Raw genomic sequence first — 26469 nt, forward strand, 5'->3', positions numbered from 1 at the left:
TCAGTGTTTGCCCGCCAGGCACAGCGCCGGGTCGCCCGGTTGCAGGAGTGGGTTGAGCATCGGCGCCATGCCCTTGAGCACCTGCACCGGCAAGGCTGACGTGAAGGTGAAGTGCTGCGCCGACGCCCCCGGCACAAACGCGGTGAGGGTGCCGAAGTGATGCGCGCCGATGTAGAACACGAAGGTCGCCGTGCGGTTGATCGATTTCGAACTGAGCATGCGCCCGCCGGCCCCCATGGCTTCGATGCGGTTATCGCCGGTGCCGGTTTTGCCGCCCATCGCCAGCGGTGTGCCGTCGGCCAGTTTGAAGCTGCCGGCCACGCGCTTGGCGGTGCCGGCGTCGACCACTTGCGACAGCGCGCCGCGCAACGCCGTGGCGACTTCGCTGGGCAGCACGCGTTTGCCGCGATTCGGGTCGTTGGCGACGTGGGTTTCGTAGGGCGTGCCGCTGGCGAATTGCAGGCTGTCGATACGCAGCACGGGCAGGCGCACGCCGTCGTTGAGGATGATCCCCATCAGTTCCGCGAGGGCGGCGGGGCGGTCGCCGGAGCTGCCGATGGCGGTGGCCAGCGACGGCACCAGGTGGTCGAACGGATAGCCCACGGCCTGCCAGCGCTGGTGGATATCGAGGAACGCTTCGATCTCCAGCATGGTGCGAATCCGGCTGTCACGCGCACTCTGGTGGCGGCTCTTGAACAACCAGCTATAGACCTCCTGGCGCTCGAACTCACTGGCTTTGACGATCTCGTCGAAGGTCGCTTCGGGGTGGTTGAGCAGGTAGCCCAGTAACCACAGGTCCAGCGGATGCACCTTGGCGATATAGCCCTGGTCCGGCAGGTTGTAAGCGCCGGGGCCGTAGCTCTGGTAGAGCCGTTCGAGGCGCTCGTCGGTGAGCTTATCGGTGGTTTTGAGGTGCTTCAGGTGCGAGCGCACGAAGCCGTTGAAACTCTCCTGGCTGGCCTGGGGCAGCAGGTAGCGGTGGACGGCGGCCAGGCGGATCGCGGTGGGGTGCAGGCTGTCCATGAAGGTGTCGAGCCGGGCCTGGGTGTCTTTGTGGCGGTATTTTTTCCAGAACTTGAGCAGGAATGCGGTGCCTTCGTGGTCGGCGAATTTGGCCAGGTATTCCTGGCGGCGCGGGTCGTTGTCGTCCTTGAGCAGCCGTGCGCTGTTGTCTTCGCCCGAATAGGTGGTGTAGCGCACCAGATCACGCATCAAGCGAATGAACGGCAGGTTGATCGACTCGCGCAGGGCATCGCGCAAGGTCGGGTCGCGGCCGTTGTCTTCGTTGCGAAAGTTATGGAAACGGTGCAGGCCGCCACCGGTGAAAAACGCCTCGCCGGGGTTGGCCGAATAGGTGCGGTCGAGGGCGGCGTCGAGCATCTTCGACAGGTCGCGGTCGCTGTGCTGGGTCAGGTAATTCAGCGCCCAACGCGAGAGCACGTCCTGTTCGGGCAGTTCGACGTTTTTCAGCTCGGCGGGCGTGCGCGCCTGGTAGCGCTCATGCAGCTCGGTGATGATTTGCAGGTAGGTGGTCAGCACCCGCAGCTTGGCGGTGGAGCCCAGTTCCAGCTTGCTGCCTTCGTTGATGTCGAACGGCTGGTCGGTGTTGTCGGTCTGCACCCGCACGCGTGCGCCGTCGGGTGTCAGTTCGTAGAGGGTGAAGCTGTAGCGCACCTGCGGCGTGCTTTGCGGGGTTAGCAGGCGCGGGCCGAGCAGGCCCATTTGCGCGGCGAACGTCGGGTCGGCCAAGTGCTTGAGGTAGTCGGTGGCCTGGGTTTGCAGCGCGTAGTGCAAGGTGCTGGTGGCCGACAGATCGAGGCGGTCGAGGTCATACAGCGAGCGGTTGAGCAGGTTGGCGAGACGGCTGCGCGCAACGTTGATGGCCTTGTTGGTTTCCACCGGCTGCAGGGTCGGTTGCTGCTGCCAGTCGCGGTAGGTCACAGGGCTGGCGAGGGCGGCGGCGGACAAGGTGGCGGGGATCACCTGGTTCTGCGCGAGCAGGCGGATATGGCTGTCGGTCAATTGCGCCAGCTCTTCGCGGCCTTTGGTCAGGTAGTGCGAGGGGCGGCGCTGGGCAATCATCAGCGACAACACCTGGCGCAGGGCCAGGCCGCGTCTGGCCAGGCTAGGCGGGTCTTGCGCGCTGTCGCTCAAGGCCTGGTTGACCTGATTGAAGTCGGCGCCGTACCACACCCGCAGCCCCTCGGCCAGGCCATGCACTTCGCCGTGGCCAGGCACCGCAGACAGCGGCACGCTGTTGAGATAATCGCGCACGATATTCTGCCGACTGCCCAGGGTGTCGGGCCCGGCCTGGTAGGCCCGGACGCTGGCGGAGAGCATCTGGCGAATTTTTTCGCCGCCGGACACGGTCAAGCCGTCGGGCGAATGGCGATATTTTTCGAGCTGCGTGGCCAGGGTGCTGCCGCCGGCGGTCTGCCCTGGTAGATGCAGGAGTTTGGCCACTTGCGACCAGGCCGCCTTGGCAAAGCGCGGCCAGTCGACCGCCGGGTTGGCCAGCGGTTGCTTGGGGTCGAGCAGGTCGCGGTCTTCAATGAACAGCAGGCTCTGCACCACCAGCGGCGGGATCGCGGCAAAGCTCGTATAGAGCTGTTGCGGGTAGGTGAAGGTGTACAGCGGCGCGGCGCGGCAATCGGTGATGCTCAGGCCGGCCTGGACTTTTTCCGCGTAGGGCACGAACAGCCCGTGCTCGGCATAGCCCAGCAAGGCCGGGGAGAAGCGCGTCTGGGCCTGGATCAGGTAATTGCGCTTGAGCAGGCGCGGTAGGAATTCACCGAGGGCGCTGTAGCCCAGGCGCCGGTCGAACGGGCCGTCGCCGGGATACACGATGGCATCGCTGGCGCCGGGTTCCAGGCGATAACTGAGCGATGCGGCCAACGGGCTTAGGTAGCGTGCTTGCAGGCGCGAGGTGCGCATTTCCACGCTGGCGGCCCAGCCCAGGGCTAGTAGCGCGAGCAACAGCACCAGCCACACCAGGCGCCACCACGCTGTTCGCGTGCGGGCGCGGTGTGGCAATGGCGGTTGATCCGGGCTGTCGGTTGGCAGCGCAGCCTGCTTCGAATCGGTTTGCCATAAAGCGCCCATAGTCGATTGATCCATTGACGTAGATTGATCGGACTTGGTTGAAGCGTAGTCGTTGGTGACGAAATGTGTCAGCTCACGGCTGTGGGCGTTTCACTCCGCTGCGCAGCAGCGCCAGCCAATTGCGGTCGTTGGCCTGGCCGATGCCGGTGCTTTTGACCCGCGCCACGTTGCCGGATGTTGCCCAGGCGTCCGAACGACGGATGCAGGTGCGCCCGGCCGTGTTTCAGGACATCGAGGGTGGTCGGCATGGGGAGATCCTTTCGCTGGGATTGCCGTGCTGGCAATCGAAGCGGCCCATGGTGACGGGGCCTCCCGGGCGCTGGTATGGCGATGCTTCCCGTTCGACCGTGGCCGGCTTCCGCGTTGTCTGCCTGATGGGCTGAAAGTGTTGAGACAGAGCCTTCGGGTGGGTATATGCGGCCTAGGTAGGGGCATGACGCTGCACCAAAGCTGTGCAATACTCGGCGCGCGTCAAAACGAGAAAATCCCTACGCTATCCAGGTAATGCCTCTCCACAAAAGGCGCTTTTACCGCGACTTCTCGCTGAATCTTGCTGTTTATTGAGTGAAAAACCCTGGGTTGAGCTTTTTATACTGCACCCCCGCTGAACTGGCCCCGGCCAGACGGGTTGGCCCATGAGGCGAGCTCGGTGAGAGGCGTCGTGGCGGACCTGCCGTGACGTCGAGTACTCGGTGGATTAATCCAATAACAAGACGAGGTTGTACCCCTATGCCAGTTGGCAACCACCTGCCTCATGGCGAGACCGCTCAGGGCGGCCCGCTGAAACGTGAACTGGGCGAACGGCATATTCGCCTGATGGCCCTCGGCGCCTGTATCGGTGTCGGCCTGTTCCTTGGCTCGGCCAAGGCCATTGAAATGGCCGGCCCGGCGATCATGCTCTCTTACATCATCGGCGGCCTGGCGATCCTGGTGATCATGCGCGCGCTGGGCGAAATGGCGGTCCACAACCCCGTCGCCGGCTCGTTCAGCCGCTATGCCCAGGATTACCTCGGCCCGTTGGCGGGCTTCCTGACCGGCTGGAACTATTGGTTCCTGTGGCTGGTGACCTGTGTGGCGGAGATCACCGCCGTGGCCGTGTACATGGGCGTCTGGTTCCCCGATGTGCCGCGCTGGATCTGGGCCCTGGCGGCCTTGCTCAGCATGGGCACGATCAACCTGATCGCGGTCAAGGCGTTCGGTGAGTTCGAGTTCTGGTTCGCCCTGATCAAGATCGTCACCATCATCGCGATGGTGATCGGCGGCGTCGGCGTCATCGCGTTCGGCTTCGGCAATGACGGCGTAGCGCTGGGGATTTCCAACCTGTGGGCCCACGGCGGCTTCATGCCCAATGGTGTGCAGGGCGTGTTGATGTCCCTGCAAATGGTGATGTTCGCCTACCTGGGTGTGGAAATGATCGGCCTTACCGCCGGTGAAGCGAAGAACCCGCAGAAGACCATCCCGAATGCCATCGGCTCGGTGTTCTGGCGCATCCTGCTGTTCTACGTCGGCGCCTTGTTCGTGATTCTGTCGATCTACCCATGGAATGAAATCGGCACCCAGGGCAGCCCGTTCGTGATGACCTTCGAGCGCCTGGGCATCAAGACCGCCGCCGGTATCATCAACTTCGTGGTGATTACCGCCGCATTGTCTTCCTGCAACGGCGGCATCTTCAGCACCGGGCGCATGCTCTACAGCCTCGCGCAGAACGGCCAGGCCCCGGCGACCTTCGGCTCCACCTCGCGCAACGGTGTGCCGCGCAATGCGCTGCTGCTGTCGATCGCGGCGTTGCTGCTGGGCGTGCTGCTCAACTACCTGGTGCCGGAGAAAGTCTTCGTGTGGGTCACCTCGATTGCCACCTTCGGCGCGATCTGGACCTGGGTGATGATCCTGCTGGCGCAGCTCAAGTTCCGTAAGAGCCTGAGCCCGGCGGAACAGGCGGGCCTCAAGTACCGCATGTGGCTGTACCCAGTCAGTTCCTACCTGGCCTTGGCCTTCCTGGTGCTGGTGGTGGGCTTGATGGCGTACTTCCCGGACACCCGCATCGCGCTGTATGTAGGCCCGGTGTTTCTGGTGCTGCTGACCGTGCTGTTCTACGTGTTCAAATTGCAACCGACCCAGGTTGCCCAAGGCGTCGCGCGCTCGGCGTAACGCTTGTTCAAGGCGGCCTGTCGCGCACAGGCCGCCTTGATGCCCTCAATCGTGGTGCAACGCGTGCAGGGCCGCGTCCGTCAACTGGCCGATGAGGCGGTTGCGCTCGGCGGTCTGCGTGTCGATCAGTGCTTGCAGCCGGTCGAGGTGTTCATCGGAGTGTTTGTCCGGCAGCTCCTTTTGCAAGCGCCCGACCTTGTTGCGGGTCACTTCCTTGATCGTTAAGAAGGGCGCGGGAAAGCGTCGTTCCAGGTAGTCGAGCCAGAAGTCGCGGGTTCGGTACGCGTTCGCCAGCCCAGGGGAATCCTTCAGCCCACGCAGCATTTGACGAGCCTGTTGGACATCATTGTCGACCACGCCGTACCCCTCCACTGAATACAACATTTGGTCCGCCTGGACCGGCAGGTTGAATTCCTCGCGTAACGTCACGCGATAGAACAGCGTGATTTCGGCGGGGGCCGGCGAACGCCCTTGTGCGGTCAAGCGGCGGGTGTGATCGTCGGCGAACTGATCGAGCTGCTCCAGGTAATACACCTGTTTGGCCAGGCCGAGCAGTTCGCGGTCGATCCGCTGCTTGTTGTACCGAGCGAGGGTCTGATGCACCCGGTGCAGGAGCTCCATGTTGCTGAACAGCAGCATGGCCCCGTCGCCGCAGGTGCCGGCAGCACTGGTGTTGAGGAAGACTTTTTCGCGCAGCTCGGTGGAGTCACCCAGGCCGTTGAGCAACCGCCAGACCCGACGCGTCAGTGTTGTACGTGTTGCACCGCCCTGCCGGTAATCCAACGATTTGGTCAGGTCTGCCAATACTCTGAAGGCGTCATCCGGGCGGGCGCCTTCCTGGCTTGATAGCGCGTCCCACAGTTGTTTCGCCGGCGCGTGTTGAGCGCTGTCGAGGGCGCGCAGCCAGGGCGTGACGTGACGTTCTGTCGCGGGCGCGTGAGTGATGCCTGGCACGGCTCGGGCCATGACAATGCCGCTTTCGGTGCGGTATTGCTCCAGGCGCTCCAGGGCTTGCGCGGACAGCGGGTTGTCATGCAGATAGATACGGCGGTTGCGCAGGCGCGCCCTGATGTGAGTAAAGACTTGTTCGGGAATGCTGCTGATCTGGTTTTCTTGCAAATACAGCGTGTTCAGATTGCCGTGCTCTGCGGCGCCTATCGGCCATTCATGGAGATCGGTGCCCCTTAGCCTCACGCTTGTGAGTTGGACCATCCGGGTAAGGTCCGGGGTGATGCCCAGGGGGTTGCCATTCAGATTAAGACTGCGCAGATTGACCATGTTGGCGAGTCGCCCGGCCGACGCTTCGGTTAAGCGAAGCCTGTTGAATTGCAGGTTCAGGTCGGTCAGTTGCGTCATGTCGGTGATGGCGGCGGGCAGTTCGGTCAGCTCGCAGTCGATGTGCAAGGCGCGCACGTTGGGGAAGAGGGCGAGGAACGCGTGGCCTGCGGCGGGGAAGGTGTTCCCGGCGATGCTCAAGTGCTCGATGTGCTCGAACCCGGTGAACCCCGTACCAAAGGCGTCTGTGGGCAGGTCGTTGTCGTCCAGTCGCAACGTCAGTGAGTGGACGTCAAACAAGCCCGCCACATAATGCAACGTCGACTCATCCCGTCGCCACGCCCTGCGCAGTTGGTTAGCGATGTGGCGGCGTTGCCCCAGATGCATGCCTAGCGGGTCGGTCTGGGGGGCGTCGATGGGGCGTGGGGTGTCGCTCCAGCGGGTCAGTTCAATGTCCATGAAGCGGAATTCGGCCTGGCGCCGGTCAAGCTCGAGCAGCGCGGCGGGCGCGTCCAGGTTGAGCTGTTGGATGAAGGCGCGGGCGTTGTCATTGTCAAACCTTGGATAGAGCGTCTGGACCCTGTTCATCAGGTCGGGCGTGCGGTTCCCCCCGAACGGCCACAGCCAGCTCCAAACGGGATACACCAGGAACGAGCGATCCAGCCCCATGGCGGGTTGTAGCCAGGGTTGCAAGTGAGGCAGGTCAAGCAGGCTTTTGATTTCGACCCGGCGGGACAGCGCCAGGTTGGCGATCTGCTCTTGCAGGGGTGAGAGGTCGAACTCATCGGTGATCCCCAGCGAGGTGCGTTCGGTAGGGCTCAAGGTCTGGACGATGGCCGCCAGCAATCGGCTGCCAGCGCCGACGGGTGCGGCGAGTGCCGTCCCCTGAGGGGTGTAGGCGTGGTAGATGCGGTGTTGCTTGACCAGCACGTTTCGGCGCGTTCCGGCCTGGTTGCCGGCGGCTTCGATGTGGGGGCCGTTGAAGTGACTGTCGCGTATCTCAACCCGAATGTCAGTGGGCCAGCCGGGCACGGCGTCGAGCAGGTGCAGGATGATCTTGTCACTGTCCGGGTTGATCATGCTGTCCAGATACAAACCTTCGAAAGCACGATTGAGGCGGACTTCATTGGCGGTGAAGCGGGCTTTTTCGGTGAGGCGCAGACTGACTTGGCCGTGTTCGTGCAGTTGCTTGAGTTCGCGGGGTGTTGCATGGCTCAGGATGCCTTCGACCGTGCTGTTGGGTAAGTCGGCGTGTTTGGCTTTGAAGCGTTCGTGCACGGCGTTGGGGCTTCTGCGTTCGCTCCTTTTGTACTGTGAATCGAACAGTTTGTCGGTTTCGTGCTCGGCAAACTCGATGACTTTTTTCACCAGTTTGAACAAGCGTTCTTCAGTGGAGGTGGGCAACTCTCCCAGCAAGGCGCTGATCAGTGCGTCGTTGCGTGTGAGTTCGTTCAGCAGCCGGGCCTCCTTGTAGTGCAGTTCGCTCACGCGGATCGTTTCAACATTCGGTCCCTCGGTGGCGGGGTGTTGATAGCGCACTTCATTGTGCGGGCCGATGATTTGCAGCCTGTGGCTGTTCGGCCACTCCGGCAACCCGGAGATCACCAGCAATTGCAGGTCTGGATCGGCATTCTGGGTATTGGGGTCTACCCGCAGCGCTTCGATGAAGCGTCGGATCTGTTGTTCGATCTTGAAGCGTTTGCAGGTGTCGGCCAGCAACGGCGGTGCCGGATGGCCGGCGCGGTGTACCTGGCGCAGCACGTGGTCGGGGGTATCGGTCAGGGCGAGGATTTGCTGGGCCTGTTCGCGGGTAAATGCGTAGTCCTTATGGCCCAGGCGGTGGAACAGTTGGTGTGTGTCCCAGGTCATCGGGTCCTCGCTGGCCAGTCGCCAGGCACCCTGGCCGTTGTGTTCCAGGAGCGGGGTGTCGACGCCGATCTTTTTCGGGTGTTTGAGCCGCCACTTGAACATCTTTTTATCGTAGGCGACCCGGTACAGGCTGCCGGACAGTGGCAGGTACTCGTTGCCCTCAATCGTGTAGATACCGTCGGCCCTGGGGGTGAGGTGAGGTGACAGCATCAGGTTGTGTTCGTAGGGCGACAGCGAGCCATTGACCAGGCTGACGAAACCTTCGGGGCTGCGCCGGGCGCTCATGTTATCGCCCAGGGTTTTGCGCAGGCCCTTGGCGTCGGTCGCGCTGCGCATGCCCAACTGTTGATGTTCGTGGGGGTGGAGCACCGAGGCGATGGCCAGATAGAAGCTGTCATGAGCCGGCGACACGGGGATTTCGCCGTCGTTGCGGATGTCGTAGGCCTGGTAGCGGCCACCGGGGTGCAAACGCAGGTTCACGGTGAGGTCGTCCGGACCACTGGGCACGAAGGTTTCGCCGCGGGCGACATCCGTGACCACGAAGGGCCGCTTAAGGGTGTCGCGTATCAGCGCGCCGGCAAACTCCCTGGCCCAGAGATCGGTGTCGGCGTTGAAGTCGCGGGGGTTGTACAGGCTGTCGATCACCGCGTCGATGCGCAGCGCGGTGCGGTGGTGATCGAGCATTTCAACAAACGCCACCGGCAGCGTGCCTCCTGTCAGGAACGCTTCTTGCTGACGCTGCGTCAGCGGGTGTTCGGCAAGCAACCGTTCCAGGTTGGCGGCGGTCAGGGGCGGGTTCAGGTCGCGCAGTTTTTTCAGCAAAGGCGTGACGCTGATCAACGCGGGTGACACCTTGACCGGCAGAAACCGCCGGGCCGCCGGTGCGGCGGCGAGTTCGCCTTTTTCATAGCCCCAGTAATCGAACAAGGCTGAAAACAGCGCGTGTCGCTCGATGCTTGCCAATGCGCTCACCTGTTGGCGCACGCTGCTGATGCGCGCGTCCTCGGAGGCGTTGGGCTGGTGCTCTTTACCCAAGGTCGAGTCGCGCGGTTGTTGGCGAATGATCAGTTCAAGCAGGTGCTCGTCACCTTCGGGGCCGCTGCCTGGGTCGTTGAGGTTTAGGTAGCTGCCGTCCTCGCGGCGCTTGAGGTTGATGGCATGGGGCCGCGGTGGGGGTTGCTCGGTTTTACCGTAGGTCTCGATCCGCGTGCCGTCTGGATTGTGGATATGCAGCAGGGTGTCGGTCGGCCAGCCGCTCAGTTGGGTCAGCAGGCAGAAGACCGTGCTGTCGGTATGCGCCGGCAGTTGGCCAGGCTGGGGGAACCGCTCGATGATTTGCTGGATGACTTGGTCGACCTGCAGGCGTCTGGTCCCTTCGATCAGGTTCAACGGTGCAGGCTGGGCGCGCCACACGCGGTTCAGCGTGTCACGCGTGGTGGCAGTGCTGAGCAGCATGTGTTCTAGGGCGGCCGGCGCGATCGTCGAGGCACCGCTGGGCAGCATGCGTTGCAGCAGCGCGTGGTTGGACAGGAGATGGGCGTTGTGCAAATCGAAGGTCCAGGCCTGGAGCGCCGGGTCGAAGGTAATCGCCGGGGTGTAGCCGTCCTTGCCGTGCGTGAGTACGTAGCGTTTGTTCACGTCGTCGAATTTGACTTCGACCAGCACGTCCTTCTCGCCCTGGCGCAGTTTGGCGTAGAGCTGCTCCTGGTCGGTGTAAATGCCCACGGCGTTGGGCGTGACGCCGTTGACCAGGCGTTGGTTGGCGTGGGCATAGGGTTGGGCGTCGGCTTTCCAGAGCCCATGGCTGCCATCGGCGCGCGTGATCCTGTGCGGGTTGCCGAGTTTTTCCAGGTACGCGTGCATGCGCTGGCGATGGGCTCTTCCGGCGGTTGAGATCAATTTGCCGCTGACCGCCAGGTCTGTGACGTCGGCCAGGGCCGAGGCAAACCCGCTGGCCTCGCCCTTGACCAGCTCATTCACGCCCTGGGCGGCGCTGTAGGTCAGGCTGCCCATGACCGTCAGTTGCATGACCCGGTTCATGCCGGTGACGCCGCCGGGCAGCGGGGTGAGCAGCAGTTGCAGTACCTCGCCGGCAATCGCCGCCGCCGCGTCCTTGAGGGCTTGCCAGTCTTTTTCCGAACGGGTTTGCGCCAGGGTGTCCAGGTCTGCCTGGAAACGTTGGATCTGCCGATAGGCACAGGCCTGCACCAGGGTGGTTTCGCGAGCGGATTTGATGTCGGTGCGAAAGCGGATGTTGTTCAGGGTTGTTGGCGGAAAGGCCAGATGAAAACCTTCGTACACCTGCCTGCCCAGCCAACTGGCGCCTTGGGGCGGGTGCTCTTTGTTGATGAGTGATTTGAACAGCGACAGCCCGATCAAGGGCAATTGCCGGGAGAACCAGCCCAAGTCGTTCTTGGCGTGGCTGTCCAGCAGTTGTGTGCGAAACGTGCGTTGCGCGGCCTGGGCATCGTCGTGGTATTGCAACGCCCCGCCGGGACGAAAGGGGAAGTAGGACAACACGCCAAGGCTGGCCACGCGGATCAGCAGCAAGGGCACCGGGATGCCGGTATCCCAGGCAACGAAGGGCACCGAGATCAGGGGGGTGATGCCGGAGCTCAGGTTCAGGGTGTCGAACGGCAACTGCGGGCCAGTGCCGTCGATGGCGGCGTTCAGCCGTGTGTAGAGGTCCAGGGTGACGCCGGTGGTGGCGCGGTTGCGGTAGGCTTCGATCGCGTCGAAGCTCAGGCTGGCCTTGGCCGCCGCGTCGAATAACGGGCGCAACGGTCCGCCCGGCGCCATCGCGGTGCGGGCTTTGTTGCGCAACTGTGCGCCCAGGTCCAATGCGCGGGCGGCTTCGATGAAGGTGACTGCGCTCAGGCTGCGGTCGTTGTCCGGCCCCACGATATAGCTGGCTTCCACCAGGCTGAAACCCGAGTCGCCGGGGATGGCGTGGGTGAAGCCGTAGTTGAGGCACGCCGCCTCCCACAGCGACATGTGCTTGAGGTGGTGAATGGAGTGAAAGTCGTACTCGGCTCGTCGCGCACGATTGGCGCCCTTGGGAATAGGCATGTAGCCGATCGGGGCAAGCGGGTCCGGTGGGTCCCAGGGAAAGCCCCGCTCGCGTTTTTCCTTGAACCGGGTGAAAAGGGTGTACTGCTCGGGATCGCGCCCGCCGATTTTTTCCCGCAGTTGCGCAAGGCCTTGGGTCTTGAAGTCGCGGGTCAGCGCTTGCTGGGCGGCTTCCAGAGCCGCCAGGGCTTTCAGTGCCTCGCGTTGCAAGCTGACATAGCGGGCGGTTTGCGCTGGGTTCAAGCTGCTCATGGCTTGAATGACGTTGTGCTGGATCTGCTCAAGGGCTTGTTGGCGTGACCAGGAACTGCGGGACTGCAGGTTCCCTGATAAACCGTTGAGCAGTTGATAAGTGGACATGTGCCATGACCTTTCACGATAAGTGGAAGGGCATGGAAGCATCGACGCGAAAACTGCCGGGGCTAACTATTTAATGACGACGTGGGCACTGAGCGACGTCCTTGCAAGGAACTGTCCAGGCGCTTGTTGAATTCCAGCCAGGTCGCCAGAAAGCCCATCAACGCCACGCCTGCCAACGCGCTGAACAACTGCATGGCCAACGCATCGCCGGCCAGGGCATTGAGCATGTCCGCCAGCGGCGCCAGCAGTACGCCGAGGCAGAACACCTCCAGGGAATAGCGGCCCATGCGGCAACTTTGTTGCGCCAGCCAATGGCGGGTCCAGCCGGCGTGGGGCAAGAGCTTGGCGGTGACATAGGCCAACGCGAGGAAGTGCACCAGGCGCACCGGCGACAGGTCGGTTTTGCTGATGGGGTACAGCAGGTCGCTGAGCCACGCGGGCATCAGTGCGTCATGCACCTCGGGCCAGCGCCAGGAGAGTGTGATGATCGCCGCCAGCAGCGAGTAGGCCGCCGCCGCGATAAACAGCGGCTGGCGCAGCAGCCCACGGGTTTGCGTCGGGCGTGGCCGGCGGGAATGAAGCGCCGCCGCGCCGCCGAGCACAAACAGCAACTGCCAGGTGACGGGGTTGAAGTACCACACGCCATCGGCGATTGCCCGCAGGTTCCAGCCCATCCACGGCGCCAGCAGGTACACACCCAGCGACACGCCCACCACCGCCCAGGTCTGGCGCAGCAGCAACGGCAACACCAGCGGCAAACCGCAGAGCAACACGATGTACAGCGGCAGCGGGTCCATCAGGTTGGGCTTGAAACGCAGCAGCAATTCATCGGTGAGCGCCTGCTGCGGCTGGGTGACGAAATGCGTCAGGCCCATCTCTTCGACCAGATCGCGGGTTTCCACATGGCTGTTGGCGAAGAACACGATGCCCATCAGCATCGCCAGCAAAAAGATATGCACCACGTACAGCACCCAGGCGCGCCGCAGGATTTTCAGCGCGGCAACCCAGTAGCCGTCGCGTTGCAGGATCTTGCCGTAGGCCAGCACGGCGGCGTAACCGGCGAGGAACACAAACACCTCCGCCGCATCGCTGAAACCTAAGTTGCGCAGGGTGATCTGGCCGAGGGGATTGTGGGGGACGTGATCCCAGAAAATGAAGATCAACGCCAGGCCCCGAAAAAAATCGATGCGTGGGTCGCGTCCGTTCAGCATGGCAGCGGGCTCTTGTACGAAGGGTTTAGTAATGACAGACGAGCGCGGCGGTTGTCTTACGCCGCACGTCGGGCGGGCGCAGGTTGGCGGTATTTATAAGCAATTGCAAAGGCTGGGTATTACTGAATGTCTCAATGGCGCAGCGGCGCTACCTGTTAATTCTGACAGTAGACGGCGTTCGGGCGCCGTGGCTTGCTGGAGCCAGTCGCAACGGGACAACGCTATGACCAGACTGTGGAAGGGGTTCTCCAGTTACACGGTGATTGGCATCGCTAATACGGTGATCCATTGGCAGCTGTTTTTTGTGTTCCGGGCCGCGCTGGACCTCAGCCAGGCCGTGAGTAATGTCCTCGCGTTTTGCGTGGCGGCGTCCTTTTCGTTTTATGTCAATGCGATCTACACCTTTTCCACGCCCCCCTCGCTGCCGCGTTACACGCTGTTCATGGCGTGCATGGGCAGTGTGAGCCTGGGCGTGGGGTGGCTGGCGGACCGTCGGCAGGCGCCGGGGATCATCACCGTGATGGTGTTTTCGCTGATCAGCCTGGTGTGCGGGTTTTTGCTGTCCCGGTGCGTGGTGTTTCGCGAGCGTGGGCAATGAGGGTCTCGCTGGTGGTGCCGGTGTATAACGAGGAGCAGGCGGTCGGCGTGTTTTACCGCAGCGTGCGGCAAGAGGCCTCGTTGCACGAGCATACGGTCGAGATTGTGTTTATCAACGACGGTAGTTCCGACTGCACCGCCGAGTATGCCCAGGCGCTCGCCTTGACCGATAGCCGCGTGGTGCTGATCAACTTCTCGCGTAACTTTGGTAAAGAAGCGGCGCTGTTCGCCGGGCTTGAATATGCCACGGGAGATGCGGTAATCCCGATGGATGTCGACCTGCAAGACCCGGTCGAGGTCATCGCGCAACTGCTGGCCGAATGGCAAAAAGGCGCCGACGTGGTGCTGGCCAAACGCCGGGATCGCACCAGTGACGGCTACTTCAAACGCCACAGTGCATCGCTTTTCTATCACCTGCTCAATCGAATTTCCTACACCCACATCGAAGAAAACGTCGGCGACTTCCGGCTGATGGACCGCAAGGTGGTGGACGTGATCAAGGCCTTGCCCGAGCAGCAATTGTTCATGAAAGGCGTGCTGTCCTGGGCCGGTTTTAACGTAGCCATCGTCGAGTACGACCGCGCCCCCCGTGCTGTCGGCCAGAGCAAGTTCAATGCCTGGAAACTGTGGAACCTGGCACTGGATGGCATCACCTCGTTCAGCACCTTGCCGCTGCGGTTGTGGAGCTATATCGGCGGCGGTATTTCCCTGCTGGCGCTGGTGTACGCCGGGTATCTGGTGGTGGACAAGGTGCTGTTTGGTAATGCGGTGCCGGGGTATCCGTCGTTGATGACGGCGATCTTGTTTTTGGGTGGGGTGCAGCTGATCGGGATCGGGATATTGGGCGAGTATGTGGGGCGGATTTATATGGAGGCCAAGCATCGGCCGAGGTACGTTATCCGGGACATCGTTCTAAAAAAGACAGGCATGCGTGGGGTTTGAATGAACGCAGTGAGGTAAACGATGACTGATTTCTGGCTGAGGCCGCTCTCAAGATGCCACCGGTTGATATTGTTTGGCGTAGCTGTCTTTTTGTTCGCCTGGCCACTGATCCTCGCTGACCACCTCTACCTTGATGACAACTTGCGAGCACTATCTGGCGGGATGACCTGGCAAGAGAGTGGTGTAACCTGGCAAGAGAGTGGTATGACCTGGCAAGAGAGTGGTCGGCTGTGGGTCGAGCTTTTCTATCAAGGGCTTTCTTTTAGCAGCGGCATGCCGGATGTTTTTCCATTGCCGTTAGTGTTGGCGATGGTGTTGTTTGTTTGTGCGCTTGACACGTTGGTTATGCACTTATTCCAACGATCTACAGCCGCAACTTGCCTGGTGGTATTACCACTGTGGTACAGCCCTTTTTTCCTGCAAAACCTTTCCTATCACTATGATGGCCCGACAACGGCTTTTGGGGTGGCGGCTGCTATTTATGCAATTACGTTTCGTCATCGCTCAATGATTTTGCGACAGGCCGTGGCGGGGCTGTTAATGGCGTTGGGGTTGGGTTTTTATCAAATGGTCATCAACGTATACATCGGATTGTGTTGTGTTGAATTGATTCGGGAAGTGGACAGGAACCTATCGTTACGTCGCAGTTTGCTGTTATTGCTCGATCAATGTTTGAAGTTGACCTTGGGGGTTCTGATTTATGTGCTGACGGCCTATCAGTTCACGGTTGCGGAACGAAAGGCTTTGCGCGTCCTTGACGGCGACTGGTTACGGCTTTTGAGCAATGACCTGCTGACGTGCGTGCAGCACATTGCATTGTTGGTTCACGACGGAAACCGTTGGTTAATAGCTCTGGTGCTCGCGCTCGCGGCGTGCGGCTTTTGCTTGAGCCTTTATCGCATTTTCAAAAGCGATAACACGTTTTTCCAAAGGCTTATGTTGAGCCTGATCTGCCTTATTGCCCTTGCAGTGGCCTTTCTTGCGATTCCGGGCTTGGCACTGGTTTTCAGGTTTTTTGACAGCAATGCCAGGTTGATGATGGGGATGTCGACATTTCTGGTACTGGTGTTTTATTTGTCCCGAAACGTGCTGGTGCTGGGCGGGGAGAAATGGGGACTGCTATTGCTGCTGCCGTTACTGGCAATGCTGGCTTTTTCTTATGCCTATGGGCGTGTATTAACGTTACAGAAGGAACTGGAAAACAGTGTCGTTCACTACCTGTCTTATGAGTTGATAACCAACGAGCGACTATCGGGTATCGAGCACGTTCAGATGGTCAATAACTTCAGCAACGATTGGTATGGTGGCGCTGAGGGCGCAATGAAGATAATGCCTGCTTTGAGGTATGTGCTTAACGTTCATGTCCTGCTCCAGCCAGAGTTACTGAGCCGTTCGGGAGTAATAGTACCGTTCCCACCTACTCAGAGCTTTGATTGGTGGGGCCGACAGCAGCAGGGAGAACGTCTGATCGAGAACCGCTTTTACAGTGTGTATCTTCAGGACAAGACTGCAGTTGTCGTGATGAAAGATATATCTGCCGACGGGAGGGTTCGTTAAGGGGCGCCTGAGCTCCAGGCGCCGTTTGGACTACGCAGCCACCACCTCATGCGGCTCAAAACTATCCGCCCGCGCCATCTGCCACATGCGCGAATAAAACTCGCCGTTCACTTCCCCGGTTAGCAACTCCCCGGGCTTGAGGAACACATGCAGCTGCGAGAACAGCTTGATTTCGGTGGCTGACATACGTCGCACCAAATGCTTGGCCGACAGTTGCGACGGGTGCTCCAGGCCCGCTGCCGCGAGCATTTCGGCCAGGGCCTTGAGGGTGTTGCGGTGGAAGTTGAACACGCGCTGGGCCTTGTCGGGCACGACCAGGGCGCGTTGGCGCAGGGGGTCCTGGGTGGCGACGCCGGTCGGGCATTTGTTGGTGTGGCAGCTTTGCGACTGGATGCAGCCGATGGCGAACATGAAGCCGCGCGCCGAGTTGGCCCAGTCGGCGCCGATGGCCAGGACGCTGGCGATGTCGAAGGCGCTGACGATCTTGCCGCTGGCGCCGAGTTTGATCTTGTCACGCAGGTTCAAGCCCACCAGGGTGTTGTGGACGAACAGCAGGCCGTCGCGCAGCGGCACGCCGATGTGGTCGGTGAACTCCACGGGCGCGGCGCCGGTGCCGCCTTCCTTGCCGTCGACCACGATAAAGTCGGGGAGGATGCCGGTTTCGAGCATGGCCTTGGCGATGCCCATGAATTCCCACGGATGGCCCAGGCAGAACTTGAAGCCAACCGGTTTGCCGCCGGACAGCTCGCGCAATTGGGCGATGAAGTGCATCAGCTCGATCGGGGTGGAAAACGCACTGTGGCGCGATGGCGAGACGCAGTCTTCGCCCATCAGAATGCCGCGTGTATCGGCGATTTCCTGGGTGACCTTGTGCTTGGGCAGGATGCCGCCATGGCCAGGCTTGGCGCCCTGGCTCATTTTGATTTCGATCATGCGCACTTGCGGGTTCTGCGCCTGCTCGGCGAAGCGCTCCGGGTCGAAACGGCCATCGCGGGTGCGGCAGCCGAAGTAGCCGCTGCCCAGCTCCCAGGTCAGGTCGCCACCGTTTTCGCGGTGATAGGGGCTGATGCTGCCTTCGCCGGTGTCATGGGCGAAGTTGCCCAGCTTGGCGCCCTGGTTGAGCGCGCGGATCGCATTGGCGCTCAGAGAGCCGAAGCTCATGGCCGAGATATTGAAGACCGAGGCCGAGTACGGCCGCTTGCATTGCGGGCCGCCGACCATCACGCGAAACGAGTTCGGGTCAGTCAACGGAGCGGGGCGCATGGAGTGGCTGATGAATTCGAAGCCCGACTGGTACACGTCGATCAAGGTGCCGAAGGGTTTGTCGGCGGTTTCGTTCTTGGCGCGCGAGTAGACCAATGAGCGTTGTGCACGGGAGAAGGGCAGGGCGTCGCTGTCGGACTCGAGCAGGTACTGGCGGATTTCCGGGCGAATGCCTTCGACCAGGTAACGGATATTGCCCAGGATCGGATAGTTGCGACGTATCGCGTGAGGGCTTTGCAGCAGGTCGAAGAGGCCGAGCAGGCTGAGGAGGCCGGTGACCAGGGTAATGGGCCATAACCATTCATGTTCGATGAAAGGCAGGCTGGCGAGGGTGAAAATGACGCACACGGCAAACACCGCGTAACGGCTTAGCAAGGACAGGCTCATACGGTTACCTTGGGGTCGGACTCTTCTGGTCGGTGCGGCATTCTGCGCCAGTAAGGAAACCCTGAACAACCTGTAGGTGCATTCGCTTGGGTCGCATAGACACGGCGGACTGGCCCGATATAGACAGTTGGCGTGAGGCGTTCAGGCCTTACCTCTAAGGCCGTTCCAGTGTCTGGAGCGGCTTTTTTGACTGCGGCACTGACCGCTCGTCGCCATCCCTCAGGGCCTATTCAACTGTCGGTTGAATACATCGACAGCCCATGTAGAGCTGGTCCTTAATGAATAACGTTAAGCATTAAGCGAGGATAAGAAGCTTTAAATGCGCCGAAACCCAAAACCTGTTTGAAACCGGTCGAATCCGACGCTGGTCCGCTGTCGTTTCCGTGGTGGAACGAAAGCTGAGCATGCTGGATGCAGCGGTTGACCTCGCTGACTTGCGTTCACCGCCCGGGAATCGGCTGGAACCGTTATACGGTGACAGGGAGGGACAACACAGTATCCGAATCAATGGTCAATTCCGGGTCTGTTTCATTTGGGGGCCTCACGGCCCTGAAAATGTTGAAATTGTGGATTACCACTGAGGTGAATCATGTTTAAGAATGGTATGCGGCCTGTACACCCTGGGGAAATACTCAAGGAAGAGTACCTGGAACCGCTGGGCCTGACCGCAGCCGCTCTCGCTTGCGCCCCTACGGTGAATGACATTGTGTTGATGCGTCGGAGCATCAGTGCGGACGTTGCATTACGCCTGGCAGTCGCGTTGGAAACATCTGCACAGTTCTGGCTGAACCTGCAGACCGCCTATGATCTGCGCACTGCGGAAATTGCCAAAGGCGCCCAGATTTACAAAGAAGTCGAGAGAGTTGCGCATTGCGCATGAGGTCGTATCGGGTCCTATTCGAACTCGATGGAAAGTTCGGGAGTTGATCCGACCGTTGCGTGATGCTTTTTCGAACGGGCCTACACCGCTGTTTGGCGAATGGGCAGCACCACCCGAAACGTGGTGCCTTTGCCCAACTCGCTGCTGACGGAGATTTCACCATGGTGTTTCTTGACGATGCCGTAGGAGAGTGACAGCCCCAACCCCGTGCCTTCGCCCACTGGCTTGGTGGTGAAGAACGGGTCGAAGATATTCTGCAGGGCGTCCGGGGCAATTCCGCAGCCGTTGTCCGCGACTTCCAGCCAGATGCTCTCGCCTTCCACGCCGTTGCTGATGGTAATGGTGCCGCGCTCCGGCCCGATGGCTTGCGCTGCGTTGATCACCAAATTCATCACCACCTGGTTGAGCTGCGAGGCCAGGCATTCGATTTCCGGCAAGGGCGCATAGTGCTTGATCACGTCGGCTTTGTACTTGAGCTCGCTGGCGACGATGTTCAGGGTCGAATCGATGCCTTGTTGCAGGTTGGCCCACTGCCAGGTCTGGTCGGTGTCCACCCGCGAAAAGTCTTTCAAGTCCTTGACGATTTGCGCCACACGGCCGATGCCTTCCTTGGATTCGCGAATCAGCGTCGGAATATCTTCCCTGAGAAAGTCCAGGTCCAGGCGATGGCGCAGGGCTTGGAACTGATCATCGCCGATCGCGGTTTCAGCCTGGCGGTAGGCATCGAGCATCTGCTGCAACTGCGTGAAATAGCCCTCGAGGGTGCCGAGGTTGGAGGAAATGAACCCCACCGGGTTGTTGATCTCGTGCGCCACGCCCGCAGCCAGTTGCCCCAGGGACGCCAGTTTTTCCGATTGCACCAGTTGGCTTTCCAACTGCTTGCGCTCGTCGATCTCCAGTTGCAGGGCCTGGCTGGCGTGGGTCAGCGCTTGGGTACGTTGTTCCACCAACAGTTCCAGCTGGCTGGTTTGCAAGGACGCGCGCCGGGCCATGTCCCATTTGGCAGTCAGGGTGTTGGCCATTTGCTGGACTTCGATGTTGTCAAACGGCTTTTTCAGGATCAGCAGCCGGTCATGGGCGTGCAGGCGAAACAGCAGCTCTTCCCAGGAATAATCCGAGTACGCGGTACACACCACCACCTGCAGGTTCGGGTCGACCTTCCACAGTTCTTCGATGGTTTGCGCGCCGTCCCAACCCTGGGGCATGCGCATGTCGACAAAGGCCAGGGCGTAGGGCCGTTGCGCGGCCATGGCGGCCTCGAGCAGTTGTAAACCTTCCTGGCCACCGTAGGCAGAGTCCAGCTCGAACAGCGGGCCTTGCGGTTTGTCGCTGGCGCCGAACAGCGTGGCTTCCATAGCGTCCAGGGCCTGGTTCTGTTCCAGGGGCGGCTTGAGGATCTTGCGGAAATCTTCGTGAATCGAGGGCGTGTCATCGATCAGCAGAATCCGCCGGTTCGGTGGTTGGTTCATGCGGGGCCTGCTGCATCGTTGAGGGGGATTTGCAAAGTGAACAGCGCACCCTTGCCCGGGCCGTCGCTATGGGCGGTCAGCCTTCCATTCATTTCAATGGCTGCCAGGGCACAGCTGTGCAGGCCGAAGCCATGGCCTTCCTTGCGCGTGGTGAAGCCGTGGGTGAAGATCCGCGTCATGTTTTCGGCGGGGATGCCTTCACCTTCGTCTTTGACGCTGATTTGCAGGATGCTGTCCTCCACGGTCGTGATCGACAACGTAATCTGCCGAGGCCTGTCGCTCAGGTTGGACATGGCGTACTTGGCGTTGCTGATCAGGTTTACCATGATCAGCAGCAGCCGGTGTTTGTCGGCCATGATCTCAGGCACCTGGGCATATTCCTTGACCACCGTCACATGATGGCGATTCAGTGCGCCGGAATTCATGCGCAGCGCGTCGTCCATCAGGGCACTGACCTGCAAGGGCTCCAGCACGCTGGAAACCCCGGCGTAGGATTGCTGGGTGGAGACGATGTCCTTGATGTGGTCGACGCTTTTGCTCAATTGCGCCAACTCATCGCTCATGCCCTGTTGCTCGACGGCGATGGCTTCCACCAATTGGTTGAGGTAGCCGGGCAGCAGTTTGCCTTTTTCGTCTTCGCGCAGGTAAGTGCCCAGGTCATCAGGGTGTTCGTTGATCAACTGCATGGCCTTGCCCAGCCCCGATGCTTTGCTGGTGCGCAGCTTGCGCGCGACCAGTTCGGCGGAGATGTTCACGCTGTTGAGCACGTTGCCCACGTTGTGCAACACGTTGGTCGCGATCTCCGCCATGCCGGCCTGGCGTGCGCTGTCGAGCAGTTCGCTTTGCGCATCCTTGAGCTGGCGGGTGCGTTTTTCCACGCGCTGTTCCAGGCTCGCGTTGGCGGTGTGCAGGGCGCGATTGACCCGGTTGATCTCGGCGAAACTGCGCAGCAGCCGAATGGCCAGGTACAGCAGCAACGCCACCAGCAGGGTGGAGAACACCAGTAAGTAGTTGTGATACTTCTGCTCGATCAGGTCGGAGGCCTGCTGATCCTGATTGAGGTGGGTGGTCAGCTCGTCCAGGCGCTCGGCCACCGGAACTGCGGCGATCTGTTCCAGCAGGGTGTTGACCAGCGGCTGTTCGCGCAGGATCAGCGCAATGTGGTTGCTGAGAATGTCCACCGGCAGATGGAAGTCAGCCGGCAAGCGTTCTTTGTTCACGGCCAGCAGGTTCAGGCCCAGCAGGATCTCGGCCGCGCGGTCGTCACTGGCGACCTGGGCGAATTCCATGCTGCTGAGCAACAGGTCATAGGTGTCGGTGGCCACGTTTTGCAGGGGCAGCCGGCCCTCGTCGTCGAGCCGGGAGAACGCAGCCTGGATATCGTCTTCGGCGGTCGGCAGGAACGCCAGGGAGTTGCGCAGCACCGCGTTATGGGATTTGAATTGGTCGATCCGCCGCGCTTTGTCCTGGATCGCCGCCTCGCCGGCGTCCAGGCTGGCTTGCCAGCCGGGCAGGTCTTTAGGCGCGTGGTATGACTCGTGGTGGCGCAGTTCCTCCCAGAGTCGGGTGATCTGCGTCAGTGGCGTCACCAGGGGATCGTAGTTGTGGGTCAGGGCGATTCTGGCCTTGAGCACTTCACTGTCCCACTGCGCATTGAGCTGCTGCATCTGGCGGATCAGGTCACGGGACTCGGTATAGCGGCTGGTCTGGTCGGAGGTTGACTTGATGTACAGGAACACCAGTACCGATGCCAGCAGCACGGTCGCGGTGGCCAGCAGCAATTGGACGACGTTGTGGCGGGAGAGTCTCATGACCGTCTGCTCATAGAGGTTTGCCCGCCCATTGGCCGGTCAGGGTCTTGAGAAATTTGATGATCTGGTCCTTGTCTTCTGCTGAGGGAATGCGCCCCAACTGGAAGGTGAACATCACGTCCACGGCTTCTTCCAGGGTTTTTGCTGAGGCATTGTGAAAATACGGCGCGGTGACGGCGACGTTACGCAAGCTGGGCACCTTGAACACGTTACGATCTTCGTCGTCGTGGGTAACGAGGTAGCGGCCCAGGTCGGTCTCGGCGGGAGGGCGGTCCTTGAAATAATCCCCCATGACGCCGAATTTCTGGAACATGTTGCCGCCGATATTCATGCCTTGATGGCAGGCGATGCAGCCATATTCCTTGAAACGTTGGTAGCCGTATTTTTCTTCGCGGGTGAGGATCTCGGTATTGCCTTGCAGGTATTGGTCGAAGCGTGAGTTGGGCGTGAGCAATGTGCGCTCATAAGTCGCCAGGGCATTTTGCACATTGGCCGCCGTTACGCCGTCGGGGTACACCTGGGTGAACTGGGCCTTGTAATGCGGCATGGCCGCGAGGTTGTCGACCACGGTCTTCCAGTCGCTGCCCATTTCCCGCGGGCTGATGACCACCTGTTCGACCTGAGCCTCGAGGGTGTCGACCCGGCCATCCCAGAACTGCTTGAAGTTCAGGCTGGCGTTGAACACCGTGGGCGTGTTGATCTTGGCCGGTTGGCCATCAACGCCCAGGGAAAACGGCTTGTCGTCGGCCCCGCCCGTCTCCAGTCGATGGCAACTGGCACAGGACAGGCTGCCATTGACCGACAGGCGTTTCTCGTTGAATAACTGGCGCCCCAGCTCAACCGTTGCCGCATCCAGCAGCGGCACCGGCGGCAGCGGTTTGAGCGGTTCATCCAGCGGCGCGGCCAACACGGGCAGGGCGCCGCCATACCCCAGGACGACGGCAAAGCCGAGTGCCCGAGGGGACAGGCGAGGAGAGCGAGAGGGGAGACGGCTCAAGCGTTCGTTCCTTGATAGACAGTTATTGGTCAGGCATCAGGCTGGGGTGCCCGGCCTGCATCAATTGAGCGAAGTCATCGGCAGCCACGGCTTTGCTGAACAGGAAACCCTGACCCTCCTCACAGCGGTGGGCTTTGAGAAATGCCAACTGCTCCAGCGTCTCGACGCCTTCGGCAACGATGTTCAAGTCCAGACTCTTGCCCAGGCTGATGATGGCACTGATCAGTTGTGCGTCCTGGCTGTTTTCGCTCAAACCGCGCACGAAGGATTGATCGATCTTCAGCACATCGATGGGAAACCGTCGCAAGTAACTGAGGCTGGAATAGCCGGTGCCGAAATCGTCGATCGACAGCCGCACGCCCAGGGCCTTGATGCCTCGCAGGGTGACGAGCGTGTCCTCGACGTTCTGCATCAGCACGCTCTCGGTGATTTCCAGTTCAAGCAAACCGGGCGCCAGGCCCGTGCGCTCCAGAATAGCCGCCAGGTTCGCGACAAAATTGCGCTGGCGAAAATCAATCGCCGAAATATTCACCGAGATACACAGCGCAGGCAGGCCGGCGGCGCTCCAGGCCTGCGCTTGCTCGCAGGCTTGGCGCAACACCCATTGGCTCAAGGGGACGATCAGGCCGCTGTCTTCGGCCACGGGAATGAAGGCTGACGGGTAGATCCAGCCGTGGTCGGGCTGGTGCCAGCGAATCAGCGCTTCGGCGCCGACGATCTGGCCGCTGTTCAAATCCAGTTTCGGTTGGTAGTGCAAAATAAACTCATCGCGCTGCAAGCCCAGCCGGATCGCGGTTTCCAGACTCTGCTGGGCCTGGGCGCGCAGGTTCATCTCGTTGATGAAGAAACTGAAGTCGTTGGGGCCACGGGCTTTGATGGTGTGCATGGCGGTTTCGGCGTTCTTGATCAACTCCACCGCGTTGAAACTGTCGTTGGGGTAAATACTGATGCCCAGGCTCGCGGTGACGCTCAAGTCATGCCCGGCCACATAGCGTGTCGCGCTGATGGCACCGAGCAGTTTTTCGGCAATGTACTGGGTTTGCTGAGGGTGCTTGATGTCGTTGAGGATCAGCACAAACTGGTCGGCGCCATAGCGAAACACCGAATCGGACTCGCGCACCGTGGCCACCAGGCTTTGGCTGACCTGCTTGAGCATGTCATCGCCGACCGGGTAGCCCAGGGCATTGTTGATGCGCTTGAAGCGGTCCAGTCCGATAAATATCACGGCCAACTGAGTGTCATGGCGCCTGCAGACGGCGATCGCCTGCGTCAGCCGGTCGCCCAGCAGGGCGCTGTTGGGCAGTTCGGTCAGGGCGTCGTATTGCAGCAGGTGCGAGACCTTGAGCAGTTCCTGCACGCGTTCTTCAATTGTGCGCTCCAACCCCATCAGTTTGAGCGCCGCGTCCTGGGCCAACTGCCATTTCCAGGTCAGCGCACTGGCCATTTGGCGGATTTCCAGGTTGTCGAACGGCTTTTTCAGGATCAGCAACTGGTCGCTGTATTGGATGCGCGCTTCGATGGCTTCGAAGGAATAGTCCGAGTAGGCCGTGCACAGGGCGATCTGCAGGTTTGGGTCGACGTTCCACAGCTGTTCGATGGTCTCCAGGCCGTCCCAGCCCGGCGGCATGCGCATATCGATGAACACCAAGGCGTAGGGCGCCTTGTCAGCCACGGCCTGGTTGACCAGGGCCAGCGCTTCCTGGCCCTGGTAGGCGGAGTCCAGTTCAAAGGTCTGGCGCACGGTGGGGGCGGTGCCGAACAGGGTTTCTTCGATGCTGTCCAGGGACTGGCCGCCATTGGCATCGGCGCACAGGATCTTGCGGAAATCCTCGTGGATGGAGGCCGTGTCATCGACGATCAGGATTCGTCGGTTGGCCCGTCCCGAGCACGGGTTCATGACTGACACCGGGGCGCGGGCAACTGGAAATTCTTACGCATCGGGCTTCCTTACCTTGAATGCTTCGGTAAACCGGGACGAGTCATGGCTTCATGCTACTAGCATAGTCGGGTCCCTTGAATAAGTACGCCAGTTGGCGTCAAATCAACCCCAATTACCCCAGCGTGCATCTAGCGCTCATCGCTTGTGCAAGTACAGCGATGGATTACGCCGGGGCGCGATGAAGCAACTGTGTGCCATTGTCAGGAGGTGTCGCCATGGATGAACAAACTGCTACGACGTCCCCTTACAGGCCAACTGTTTTGCTGGTCGACGATGAAGAGTCGATCCTCAACAGCCTGCGCCGCCTGCTGCGGGGCCAGCCTTATGATGTATTGCTGGCCGGCAGCGGTGCCCAGGCTCTGGAAATCATGGCTGCCCAGCCCGTCGACCTGCTTATGACCGACGCGCGCATGCCTTCGATGGACGGGGCGATGCTGCTGGCCGAGACCCACCGCCTGTACCCGGCCACCACGCGCATCCTGCTGACCGGCTATGCCGACATGACCATGATGATCAAGGCGATCAACGAAGGTCAGATCCACCGCTATATCAGCAAGCCCTGGAACGACGAGGAAATGCTCCTGACCTTGCGCCAGTCCCTGGAACACCAGCATTCCGAACGCGAGCGCGTGCGCCTTGAGCGGTTGACCCGCGATCAGAACGAGCAGTTGAAGGCCCTCAACGCCACCCTGGAAAAACGCGTCGCAGCCCGCACCAGTGAGTTGCAGCAAACCGCCGACATGCTCGACCTGGCCTACGATGAGCTAAAGCGCAGCTATGTGACCGGCACCGAAGTGTTTTCGCTGCTGGCCAACCTGCGCCTGCCCAAGCATAAGCAGACCAACCGCCAGTTGATCGAGCTGATCCGCGTGTACTGCAAAGCCCAGGCGGTGGACGAAGCCAGCGCCCGTGACCTGGCCATGGCGGCGGCGCTCTACAACATTGGCAAGTTGAGCTGGAGCGACGGCATGATGGCCGCGCCGTCGGACCTGCTGCACAGCAACGACCGCGAACGCTATCGGGTCTACCCGACGCAAAGCGAATCGTTATTGATGACCCTGGAACCGATGAAGGACGCCGCCCGGCTGATCCGCCATCACCAGGAACGCTGGGACGGCACCGGGTTTCCCGATCACCTCAAGGGCGATGCGATTCCCGAAGGCGCGCGGTTGCTCAAACTGGCGGTGGACTTCATCGAACTGCAGAAAGGCCTGATCCTGGAGCGGCAGATGAACAGCGGTGAAGCACTGCTGTACATCCGCAAGTACGCGGGGCGGCTCTATGATCCGGATATGGTCGAAAACTTCGTCCTGGCCTGCGCCACGTTCCTCAGCGACGTGACCCTGGGCGACCCCAACGTCAAAGTGCTAAGCACCCGTGAACTGGCCGAAGGCATGGTCCTGGCGCGCAACCTCAACGCCGATAACGGCATGTTGCTGCTCAATGCCGGCAAGGTGCTCAACCTGCCGCTGGTGGACAAGCTGATCGCGTTTGAAGCGATGGAGGGCGCCAAGTACAGCGTGTTTATCAAGGAGCCGGAAGAGCCGCAGCTTTTAGGCTGAGGCGCTTCATGGGATTATTGTGCCTTTGCAT

At 60.8% G+C, this 26469-nt stretch carries 16 protein-coding genes; 8 read left to right on the top strand and 8 right to left on the bottom strand.

What is annotated here, in order from left to right; translation table 11 throughout:
* Positions 1-3102, bottom strand: coding sequence for a transglycosylase domain-containing protein (locus P3S72_RS06455; RefSeq protein ID WP_276196675.1), 3102 nt, complete (start codon positions 3100-3102; stop codon positions 1-3).
* Positions 3103-3167: 65 nt separating this feature from the next.
* Between P3S72_RS06455 and P3S72_RS06460 the strand changes: the two genes are divergently transcribed.
* The gene (locus P3S72_RS06460; protein ID WP_276196676.1) at positions 3168-3485 is read left to right on the top strand and encodes a hypothetical protein; all 318 of its coding nucleotides are present in this window, start codon (positions 3168-3170) and stop codon (positions 3483-3485) included.
* A 346-nt stretch (positions 3486-3831) separates the two neighbouring features.
* The gene (locus tag P3S72_RS06465; RefSeq protein WP_276196677.1) at positions 3832-5250 is read left to right on the top strand and encodes an amino acid permease; all 1419 of its coding nucleotides are present in this window, start codon (positions 3832-3834) and stop codon (positions 5248-5250) included.
* A gap of 45 nt (positions 5251-5295) precedes the next feature.
* Here P3S72_RS06465 and P3S72_RS06470 read toward each other — a convergent pair whose 3' ends face one another.
* Positions 5296-11823 (bottom strand): NEL-type E3 ubiquitin ligase domain-containing protein, encoded by a 6528-nt coding sequence (locus P3S72_RS06470; protein ID WP_276196678.1) that lies wholly within the window; start codon positions 11821-11823, stop codon positions 5296-5298.
* 62 nt (positions 11824-11885) lie between these two features.
* Positions 11886-13034 carry an OpgC domain-containing protein gene (locus P3S72_RS06475; protein WP_276196679.1) on the bottom strand — a complete coding sequence of 383 codons (1149 nt, stop codon included), beginning with the start codon at positions 13032-13034 and terminating at the stop codon, positions 11886-11888.
* Positions 13035-13257: 223 nt separating this feature from the next.
* On the opposite strand from P3S72_RS06475, the gene P3S72_RS06480 reads away from it, so the two are divergent.
* The 3 genes from P3S72_RS06480 to P3S72_RS06490 are packed head-to-tail and all read left to right on the top strand — an operon-like array spanning position 13258 to position 16130.
* Positions 13258-13632 carry a GtrA family protein gene (locus P3S72_RS06480; protein ID WP_276196680.1) on the top strand — a complete coding sequence of 125 codons (375 nt, stop codon included), beginning with the start codon at positions 13258-13260 and terminating at the stop codon, positions 13630-13632.
* Positions 13629-14573 (top strand): glycosyltransferase family 2 protein, encoded by a 945-nt coding sequence (locus P3S72_RS06485; protein WP_276196681.1) that lies wholly within the window; start codon positions 13629-13631, stop codon positions 14571-14573. Before P3S72_RS06480 ends, P3S72_RS06485 begins: the two co-directional genes overlap by 4 nt.
* Before the next feature lie 21 nt (positions 14574-14594).
* Complete coding sequence (locus P3S72_RS06490) at positions 14595-16130, top strand: glucosyltransferase domain-containing protein (protein ID WP_276196682.1); 1536 nt, start codon at positions 14595-14597, stop codon at positions 16128-16130.
* A 30-nt stretch (positions 16131-16160) separates the two neighbouring features.
* On the opposite strand, the gene P3S72_RS06495 is transcribed toward P3S72_RS06490, so the two are convergent.
* Positions 16161-17780 carry an FMN-binding glutamate synthase family protein gene (locus P3S72_RS06495; RefSeq protein ID WP_276196683.1) on the bottom strand — a complete coding sequence of 540 codons (1620 nt, stop codon included), beginning with the start codon at positions 17778-17780 and terminating at the stop codon, positions 16161-16163.
* Positions 17781-18085: 305 nt separating this feature from the next.
* On the opposite strand from P3S72_RS06495, the gene P3S72_RS06500 reads away from it, so the two are divergent.
* Positions 18086-18361 (top strand): type II toxin-antitoxin system RelE/ParE family toxin, encoded by a 276-nt coding sequence (locus tag P3S72_RS06500; protein WP_276197903.1) that lies wholly within the window; start codon positions 18086-18088, stop codon positions 18359-18361.
* A gap of 8 nt (positions 18362-18369) precedes the next feature.
* Entirely contained in the window at positions 18370-18660 is a 291-nt protein-coding gene (locus P3S72_RS06505; RefSeq protein WP_276196684.1) for a HigA family addiction module antitoxin, read from the top strand.
* An 80-nt stretch (positions 18661-18740) separates the two neighbouring features.
* On the opposite strand, the gene P3S72_RS06510 is transcribed toward P3S72_RS06505, so the two are convergent.
* The 4 genes from P3S72_RS06510 to P3S72_RS06525 are packed head-to-tail and all read right to left on the bottom strand — an operon-like array spanning position 18741 to position 24834.
* Positions 18741-20129: an ATP-binding protein gene (locus tag P3S72_RS06510; RefSeq protein WP_276196685.1), complete on the bottom strand. Its 1389-nt coding sequence runs from the start codon at positions 20127-20129 to the stop codon at positions 18741-18743.
* Positions 20126-21940 carry a DAHL domain-containing protein gene (locus P3S72_RS06515; RefSeq protein WP_247403209.1) on the bottom strand — a complete coding sequence of 605 codons (1815 nt, stop codon included), beginning with the start codon at positions 21938-21940 and terminating at the stop codon, positions 20126-20128. Before P3S72_RS06515 ends, P3S72_RS06510 begins: the two co-directional genes overlap by 4 nt.
* A gap of 10 nt (positions 21941-21950) precedes the next feature.
* Positions 21951-22937 (bottom strand): cytochrome c peroxidase, encoded by a 987-nt coding sequence (locus P3S72_RS06520; RefSeq protein WP_247403210.1) that lies wholly within the window; start codon positions 22935-22937, stop codon positions 21951-21953.
* A 22-nt stretch (positions 22938-22959) separates the two neighbouring features.
* The gene (locus tag P3S72_RS06525; protein WP_276196686.1) at positions 22960-24834 is read right to left on the bottom strand and encodes a GGDEF and EAL domain-containing protein; all 1875 of its coding nucleotides are present in this window, start codon (positions 24832-24834) and stop codon (positions 22960-22962) included.
* A 257-nt stretch (positions 24835-25091) separates the two neighbouring features.
* Between P3S72_RS06525 and P3S72_RS06530 the strand changes: the two genes are divergently transcribed.
* Positions 25092-26438 (top strand): HD domain-containing phosphohydrolase, encoded by a 1347-nt coding sequence (locus P3S72_RS06530; RefSeq protein ID WP_276196687.1) that lies wholly within the window; start codon positions 25092-25094, stop codon positions 26436-26438.
* The last annotated feature ends 31 nt before the right edge of the window (positions 26439-26469 follow it).

The organism is Pseudomonas sp. D3, assembly GCF_029320995.1.
Classification (GTDB): Bacteria; Pseudomonadota; Gammaproteobacteria; order Pseudomonadales; family Pseudomonadaceae; genus Aquipseudomonas; species Aquipseudomonas paraveronii.

What these genes read in the sequence shown, in the direction of transcription:
- P3S72_RS06455 (WP_276196675.1), bottom strand. Translation starts at nt 3,102, where the DNA reads ATGGGCGCTTTATGGCAAACCGATTCGAAGCAGGCTGCGCTGCCAACC.
- P3S72_RS06465 (WP_276196677.1), top strand. Translation starts at nt 3,832, where the DNA reads ATGCCAGTTGGCAACCACCTGCCTCATGGCGAGACCGCTCAGGGCGGC.
- P3S72_RS06470 (WP_276196678.1), bottom strand. Translation starts at nt 11,823, where the DNA reads ATGTCCACTTATCAACTGCTCAACGGTTTATCAGGGAACCTGCAGTCC.
- P3S72_RS06475 (WP_276196679.1), bottom strand. Translation starts at nt 13,034, where the DNA reads ATGCTGAACGGACGCGACCCACGCATCGATTTTTTTCGGGGCCTGGCG.
- P3S72_RS06480 (WP_276196680.1), top strand. Translation starts at nt 13,258, where the DNA reads ATGACCAGACTGTGGAAGGGGTTCTCCAGTTACACGGTGATTGGCATC.
- P3S72_RS06485 (WP_276196681.1), top strand. Translation starts at nt 13,629, where the DNA reads ATGAGGGTCTCGCTGGTGGTGCCGGTGTATAACGAGGAGCAGGCGGTC.
- P3S72_RS06490 (WP_276196682.1), top strand. Translation starts at nt 14,595, where the DNA reads ATGACTGATTTCTGGCTGAGGCCGCTCTCAAGATGCCACCGGTTGATA.
- P3S72_RS06495 (WP_276196683.1), bottom strand. Translation starts at nt 17,780, where the DNA reads ATGAGCCTGTCCTTGCTAAGCCGTTACGCGGTGTTTGCCGTGTGCGTC.
- P3S72_RS06505 (WP_276196684.1), top strand. Translation starts at nt 18,370, where the DNA reads ATGTTTAAGAATGGTATGCGGCCTGTACACCCTGGGGAAATACTCAAG.
- P3S72_RS06510 (WP_276196685.1), bottom strand. Translation starts at nt 20,129, where the DNA reads ATGAACCAACCACCGAACCGGCGGATTCTGCTGATCGATGACACGCCC.
- P3S72_RS06515 (WP_247403209.1), bottom strand. Translation starts at nt 21,940, where the DNA reads ATGAGACTCTCCCGCCACAACGTCGTCCAATTGCTGCTGGCCACCGCG.
- P3S72_RS06525 (WP_276196686.1), bottom strand. Translation starts at nt 24,834, where the DNA reads ATGAACCCGTGCTCGGGACGGGCCAACCGACGAATCCTGATCGTCGAT.
- P3S72_RS06530 (WP_276196687.1), top strand. Translation starts at nt 25,092, where the DNA reads ATGGATGAACAAACTGCTACGACGTCCCCTTACAGGCCAACTGTTTTG.